The following is a 6,638-nucleotide window of genomic DNA, read 5'->3' as shown; positions in this document are numbered from 1 at the left end:
TACCGTCGATGATGACAAGAGGAACGCCGCTGCCGTTATGTTGACGAAAAAGACGTTTGCCCTCTGTTGAGGTCCTAATATTGTATTCGGTGTAGGAAATATTTTTGTTGTTGAGATAGTTTTTTGCCTTTCGACAGTAGGGACAGCCCGGTCTCGATATGACGATTACACTATGTGCGGTTGATTGAGATCTTTGTGAGGGTTTTTCAGATCTTACTTTTCTAGGTTTTTCTGCATAGATACGGAAGTTGGGTGTACCTGTGTTGTACTGGACAATGGTGCGTTTATCTTTTTCGATACGGTTGTTTAGATAGGGAGACTTCTCTCTACTCTTATTGCTTTTGTAATAACGATAGATCTCTTCTTCGATTTTCGGTTTTTCAAAAAAAAGATCTGCTTCTGTATTGACTATAGAGAGAAAGAGTGCGTAGTTGTCATTTTTTATACTCTGTGAAAGCTGCTTTTGTAAAAAGACGGTAAGTTCGTCATACTCTTTTTGCAGGTAACGCAATTTTTCAAGATAGGCTTTTTTCTCTTTTTTGTCAGCTGTCAGCTCTGCTTTTTTACCAAACTGCAACGCTTTTTCGCATTGAGAACTGTAGTCCATAATAGGCTTGTTGAGCATTGCATACTTGCTAAGAGGCTGCAGTTGAACTTCTGTTTTATATAGAGGTGTACCGAGTTGAGCAAAGAGGAGAGGATAGCTTTCAGCAAACAGGGTAACGGCAAACATAAGCACAAAGAGTACGGTTTTCATAAAGCTTCCTTGGAGAACATGGGTTCGAACATCTCTAGCAAGTCTATAACAGCTTAGCTTTGTTATCTGCTGACAAAATGTATATTGCTCAACACTAATAGAATATTCTAAAGTTAGATCACCTCTTTGTAGTAATACCTGACTGTACACGTTGTATTTAATTTTTTTTAAGGTACTATTTATTTCTACTATAAAAAAATAGGAAATAATATGAATAAATACAAAAGCTTATCATCTGCGGTGTTGTTCTTGACGTTAACATTGATGACGGGTTGTAGTTCGGGTGATGAGGATGCAACTAGTGACAGTGTACACAATACAGCTGTGAGTAGTCAAGCATCTGTATCCGGGTTCAATCTGACTGACAGTATGGTAAACAGTCAAACACTGGCACCAGAGTCCGAGTCGGCTGATAAGGTTGCAAGTAGTCAGGCAGTATCGACGGCTGCTTCGGTCAATAACACAACCCCTTTGGGCGTTGAAAGTACTGATAAGGGTGCAAGTAACGACCTGTCTAAGTCTAAGGGAACAGACCAGGATGTGATCGTTTCACTTGTTCCTACGCCGGAGCAAGAGAATGTGCCTAAAAGCACCATGATAGAAGCAACGTTCAGTGTGCCTCTTGATGTTTCTGCCATCCAAGAACATAACGTCAAGCTGACGTATCTCTCTTCAAAGACCAATGAGCACATTACCGGAACCATCAGCTACAGTGAAACAGAAAAAAAGCTGACCTTCAGACCCAACGACCTGCTCGAACCGGGGCTGTATGAAGTGGAGATCAAAAGTCTTAAAGCGGAGAAAGCCTATAAAGATGTCAAGATCGATGAGATCAAGTATCGGTTTATCGTCGTTAAAGAGATACTGAAACGTATTGTTGTCACCCCTGAAATAATTGACATACAAGAGGGTGAAAGCATACAGCTCAAAGCTGAGGGGCTTTATGACAATAACACCTCTGAAAATATCACTGATACCGTGGAGTGGCAGGTCACAAATACGCAGATGGCAACCATCGATGCAGACGGGAGCTTGTCAGCATTACAAGAGGGCATAACAACTGTAGTGGCAACACTGCAAGGAGTTGAAGCCAGTATCGGTTTAACCGTTTACAAAGAGATGCACGGACACCGTCTGCCACCCGAACCTGACCCGGCTGTCAACAACGCGACACTGCTTGGTGTGGACAGCAACAGCAACGGCGTGCGTGACGATGTGGAGCGGTGGATCTATACACGTTATGACACCTATGTGCCTTGTACAGAAAAAGAGATTAACGTCACACTTCCAAACGGAAAAGTGATTAAAGCCTATGAAGACGTTTGTGAAGATGAGGCTATTCCATATCACCAGATCGTCAGAGAGATCGCGATGCAGGGAGCACGTGCGGCGCAGATCATTATTCAGGAACCGGAGAAGGCTAGGGAGACGACTAAGTTGATGGAAGCAGGGGTAAACTGTTCTTCATATTTTCAAACATGGGCTCAACATCGAAATGAACCGATTTTATTTAATAAACAAGTAGAAAATGATTATTCAATTATTGGAAAACAGTTTGATGAAGTTCAGTTTAATACGGCAATGCGCGCCAGAGCCTATGGGAAATATAATTTTTATCTAAGCGGAGGTGTTTATTCTGCTAATGAAACACCTCTAGAATTGCGTCAAGCATGTGACTTTGATGTCGATGCGTTGCTAGGAAAAGAGCAATGAAAAAGATTATTGTTCTACTACTGTTAGTCTCAAGTACATTATTTGCTGTTGTCGATGAACGTAAAAGTGATATCTACTACGGCAATGGGATTATGACGACGAAAAAGGAAGCAAAGACTAGTTTAATAGATGTTATCAAACCAGCTGTTCAAGAAACTATCTACTTTAACGACCAAGCAAAAATGGACAAACTCCATACCTTTGACCTTGTCTACAACTACAGTGCAAAAGAGGACTTTAACGATACATTAGTCGCGCAGGCACTAGACCTAGCTGAGTCGTATGAGCAGCTGGGTAATACTTCTTTGGCTTGGGCAACGATGTCACTGCTTACGGATATAGTCCAAGGATACTCGAAAATCTTAAAGTGGCCGGTAAAAAAAGTAGCTAAGTACCTCGTTGAGAAGAAAGGCTTTAGTAAAGCAGCAGCAGAACTTTTAGCCGATAAGATTGTTGGTGCGAGTAAAGCAACATTAATAGCAATGGCAGAAAAATTAGCAGACTATAATGCGGAAGAGATCCACGATAATGACCTGAAAGAGATGGTCGCTAAATATACACAGAGTATTTATGACGGGCATGGTGTCATTATGGTCACCCATTCGCAAGGAAATCTCTTTGCAGTAGAATCCAAAAACAGCTTTGGCGAAGGCAAAGAGTGGATGCGGGATTATCTCTACCACGTTAGCATCGCTTCGCCGGCCACTTCGTTTGCTTCAGACCATCACTGGCTGGTCTCTCTTGACAATGATGTCGTAGCCAACATTCCTTCTTCGGTTGGGACAAATATGCGAAATCCTGTTCGGTATTTTTCATACTACTTAGATGGTGTTGACCCATATATGCCTGAAAGTTGGGTAGATAATTCGGAGCTGTTAGACCAGACGATAGGGCAAATGTTACTTAGTGAAGGGTATTGGATTGATGGTTTTACACCTCCTAGCGAGTCAAGAACCATAACAGAAAACATGACAGACTATACGGTACGTATGGAACCTGATGAATGGGACTTTTTACAGACAGATTTTCATGCATTCAACTACTATATGGGAGTGACTTCATTTCAAGCTTATATTAGTAAGATCCAAACGGTAAAACAAAAATCAGATGCGACCAAAGATACCATAATTTATAGCATTGCTGCTGCAATAGAGTCTTTTAATGATACATCTTCTCAATGGCAAACGGCAAAAACGACGGGTTGCGGGTGTGACAAACGCATCGAGGTCGAACATAAGTTTGACTCAAATCTTAGCCAGTTAATGCAAGACTTGGACGTATTGCCGTTTGATGAAAGCGGGAAACTTTATCCTTTAGGGTTTGATTATGTCAAAGGTTCACCTAAAGGAGAGACCGTATCAAGCCCTGGAACAGATACCATCTGTTTTGAACTGCTTGATGATAGTGAAGTTATAGTAGGTTCGATTACTTCTACTTCAGGAGGCTCAGTAACACCAAAACCGGGTGTCGTAACAGTAGCACTTAACTGGGAAGATGCCGACATCGACTTAAACCTTGATGTCAGATGGGATGCTGGTGAACATGACATAAAAGATGTCAGTTGCAGTCCGACTGAACATTTTTATATTGAAAGCGCCTATAGCATCTATCCGGGACGCTATGCGGTTTATGTCGACCACTCCGGTGATGTCGATAATTCGTTATTACCTGAAACGGTGCAGATCGGGATTAAAGTTCCCGGAGAGTATCAAAGCTATACCCTTAACGTTACCTCCTCAGACGAGTTGAATATAGGGCATGTAGCAGATATAAATATAGAGTATATAGATGGCAACATAGTTGTAGAAACAGTGCCGACAACTTATGTACGCGAGTCGTTTAACAACCATACCGTACGGACTAATGATGATGAGGAAGAGGATGAAGAGGATGAAGAGGAAGAAGAGGATGACGGTGGAAGGGGTATAGGCGGCTATATCTATTACTACGGTGGCGGAACACCTGTAGCGGGATGTTATGAAAGCTGTGGCTGTATACCATGTCAATACACGATCATTCCTTATTTACAACAAGTAGTTATGGGACCGCTGGGCGGTGCTGATGTTACGCTGCATACTGCTTCTGAGTTTGGTAATGCTAGCACTCCTATATTGACAACGTCAACGTCAACAGGTAATACGCTCTATACTGCCGGACTGGTCGATATGAATGAAACATTCAAAGCAACGCTGGACGATAACGAACTCTATATCTTTAGTGTTTCAGGCGGCAGTGATATTGACGCTAATGACGACTTTGCGATCGATGCTATTGCAACTGAAAACAGGGGAACCGTGCATGCTGTTTTAACAGGAAGAGAGATCAAAGACGTTGGTTTTAAAGTCAATATTATGACTGAGATCGCTTACCAAGTGACCAAAGAGATGTATGGCGGAGGAGCGAGCAATGAAGAGATCCTTGCCAAGCTTGACGAAGTTGCCACGCTGCTGCTAAGAGATAAGATCTATAGCAACAGTGCTGTACCTTTGGGGCATACCGATCTTCTGGTCTGGTTACCGACAATAGACCGAGAGCTATTGTTTGTAGAGTATGTGCCATCTATTCAACCGATAATAAACAGTATCTATAATAATGAAGACATCTATGATGCAGCCTATAACGTTGTTTATTTCCCCAATGGCGTAGCCGTTGGGGCACCTCGTTTGACAAGCAGCATACTCCGTGTTAATGAACATGCCCCAATGGGAACAATAGTTGGAAGCGTCAGCGTCTATAGTGAAGGGGACTCTTCCATCAGTTCCATGACATTGAGTGGTGAAGGTTCTGAGAACTTTGTGTTAGCAAACAATGGCATTATAAGTGTCTCGGCTTCAGCTGCTCTTGACTATGAGCAGCAACAGATCTATAAACTGTCGGTAACTGCAACGAATGCCAATGGAGTAAGTTCTCCGGTAAATCTCTACGTACAGCTTAACAACATTGTTGATGTACCGGTGGCAACATCTTTTACAGGCTATCAAGTTTTAGATACGGCTGAAGCAGGTACATTAGTAGGTGTATTGACATTTAATGAAGGGGCAGCTCCTGTAAACCTGATTCAACTTTTTGGCGAAGGCAGTGAATATTTTGAGATCGATATAGAAGGACGTATTACTGTCGGTGCTGATGGTTTCTCTGGACTTAATGAACTTCTGGATGACGATGGGGAGAAGACAAGTTTTTCTCTTAGTATTGTTGCTGCCAATGCACTGGGTGATAGCATGCCTGTTCAGTTGGGGCTTGAGGTCTATCATGTTCAAGCTGCACCGACACTCATACCACTGCATGTTAATGTAGATGAAAGTACGCAGGCCTTCAATGTGATAGGATCTATTGACTTTAATGAAGGAAACAGCCCTGTAAGCGAGTTCGTTCTCTCCGGAATTGGTAACGAAAACTTTACGATAGATCTAAATGGACAAATTGCTGTTGCCGAGGGAACAGTGTTGGATTATGAGACAACAACTGTTTACAGACTTGAATCTATCGCTACCAATGCCTATGGCTCTAGTCAAAGTACGTCAGTAACGATTTATGTTCAAGATTTACCAGAAGTTCCGACAGCACAGGCATTTTCAGCCAGTGTTATTAATCAGGCAGAGTCGGGCACAATTGTCGGTACTCTTGTAGTGCATGACAATGGCGATCCAATCACCTCTGTTCAATTAAGTGGTGAGGGGCACGAAGACTTTCGGGTAGATAATAATGGTGTCATAACAGTTAGTCAAACAGCAAACTTAGACTATACGGTACGTTCAGAATATATGCTGGCGGCACAGGCAATAAATTCTCAAGGTGTCAGTCCAAGTGTTGAAGTGGCAATTAGAGTGACATCTTTCTTGCATACAGGGCATGTTGACCCATTCAGTGACCAATCAGCAATTATTATTCATACTCTAGATGATCTGTTGTCTCTTCAAGGAACAGAGCTTACAGGGGTGCCTCTATTTTCTGATGTTAGTAAGTTTGGGAGAAGTGTTTATTTTGACTCTAGTCGAGGGTGCGTTGATTTTAGTAGTACGACAGTAGGTGATTTCACTATGTCCGCCTGGGTGAAGCCTCAGCAAACTATCCAACTGATTTCAATGTCTACGTCGGGTACAACATATTATTCATCGGGAAGTCAGTCAGAGGTATTTTATCCAACGCATGGTGGCACTAGTTCATT

General features: G+C 42.3%; 3 protein-coding genes. 2 read left to right on the top strand and 1 reads right to left on the bottom strand.

Annotated features, from left to right (window positions below; all coding sequences use genetic code 11):
* A partial coding sequence (locus tag ABYK33_RS12635) for a glutaredoxin family protein (RefSeq protein WP_373033617.1) occupies window positions 1–757 on the bottom strand: 757 nt, incomplete at its 3' end.
* A 210-nt stretch (window positions 758–967) separates the two neighbouring features.
* Between ABYK33_RS12635 and ABYK33_RS12630 the strand changes: the two genes are divergently transcribed.
* Both ABYK33_RS12630 and ABYK33_RS12625 read left to right on the top strand, forming a co-directional pair.
* The gene (locus ABYK33_RS12630; RefSeq protein WP_373033616.1) at window positions 968–2,470 is read left to right on the top strand and encodes an Ig-like domain-containing protein; all 1,503 of its coding nucleotides are present in this window, start codon (window positions 968–970) and stop codon (window positions 2,468–2,470) included.
* Window positions 2,467–6,638: hypothetical protein (locus tag ABYK33_RS12625; RefSeq protein ID WP_373033615.1), on the top strand; the 4,172-nt coding region annotated here is incomplete at its 3' end. The genes ABYK33_RS12630 and ABYK33_RS12625, both read left to right, overlap by 4 nt.

This window comes from Sulfurovum sp. (assembly GCF_041562805.1).
Taxonomy (GTDB): Bacteria; Campylobacterota; Campylobacteria; order Campylobacterales; family Sulfurovaceae; genus Sulfurovum.
This window is presented reverse-complemented; position numbering and strand designations above follow the sequence as displayed.

Bases quoted from the DNA above. Each gene is read 5' to 3' on its own strand.
- ABYK33_RS12630 (WP_373033616.1), top strand. From the start codon at position 968: ATGAATAAATACAAAAGCTTATCATCTGCGGTGTTGTTCTTGACGTTA.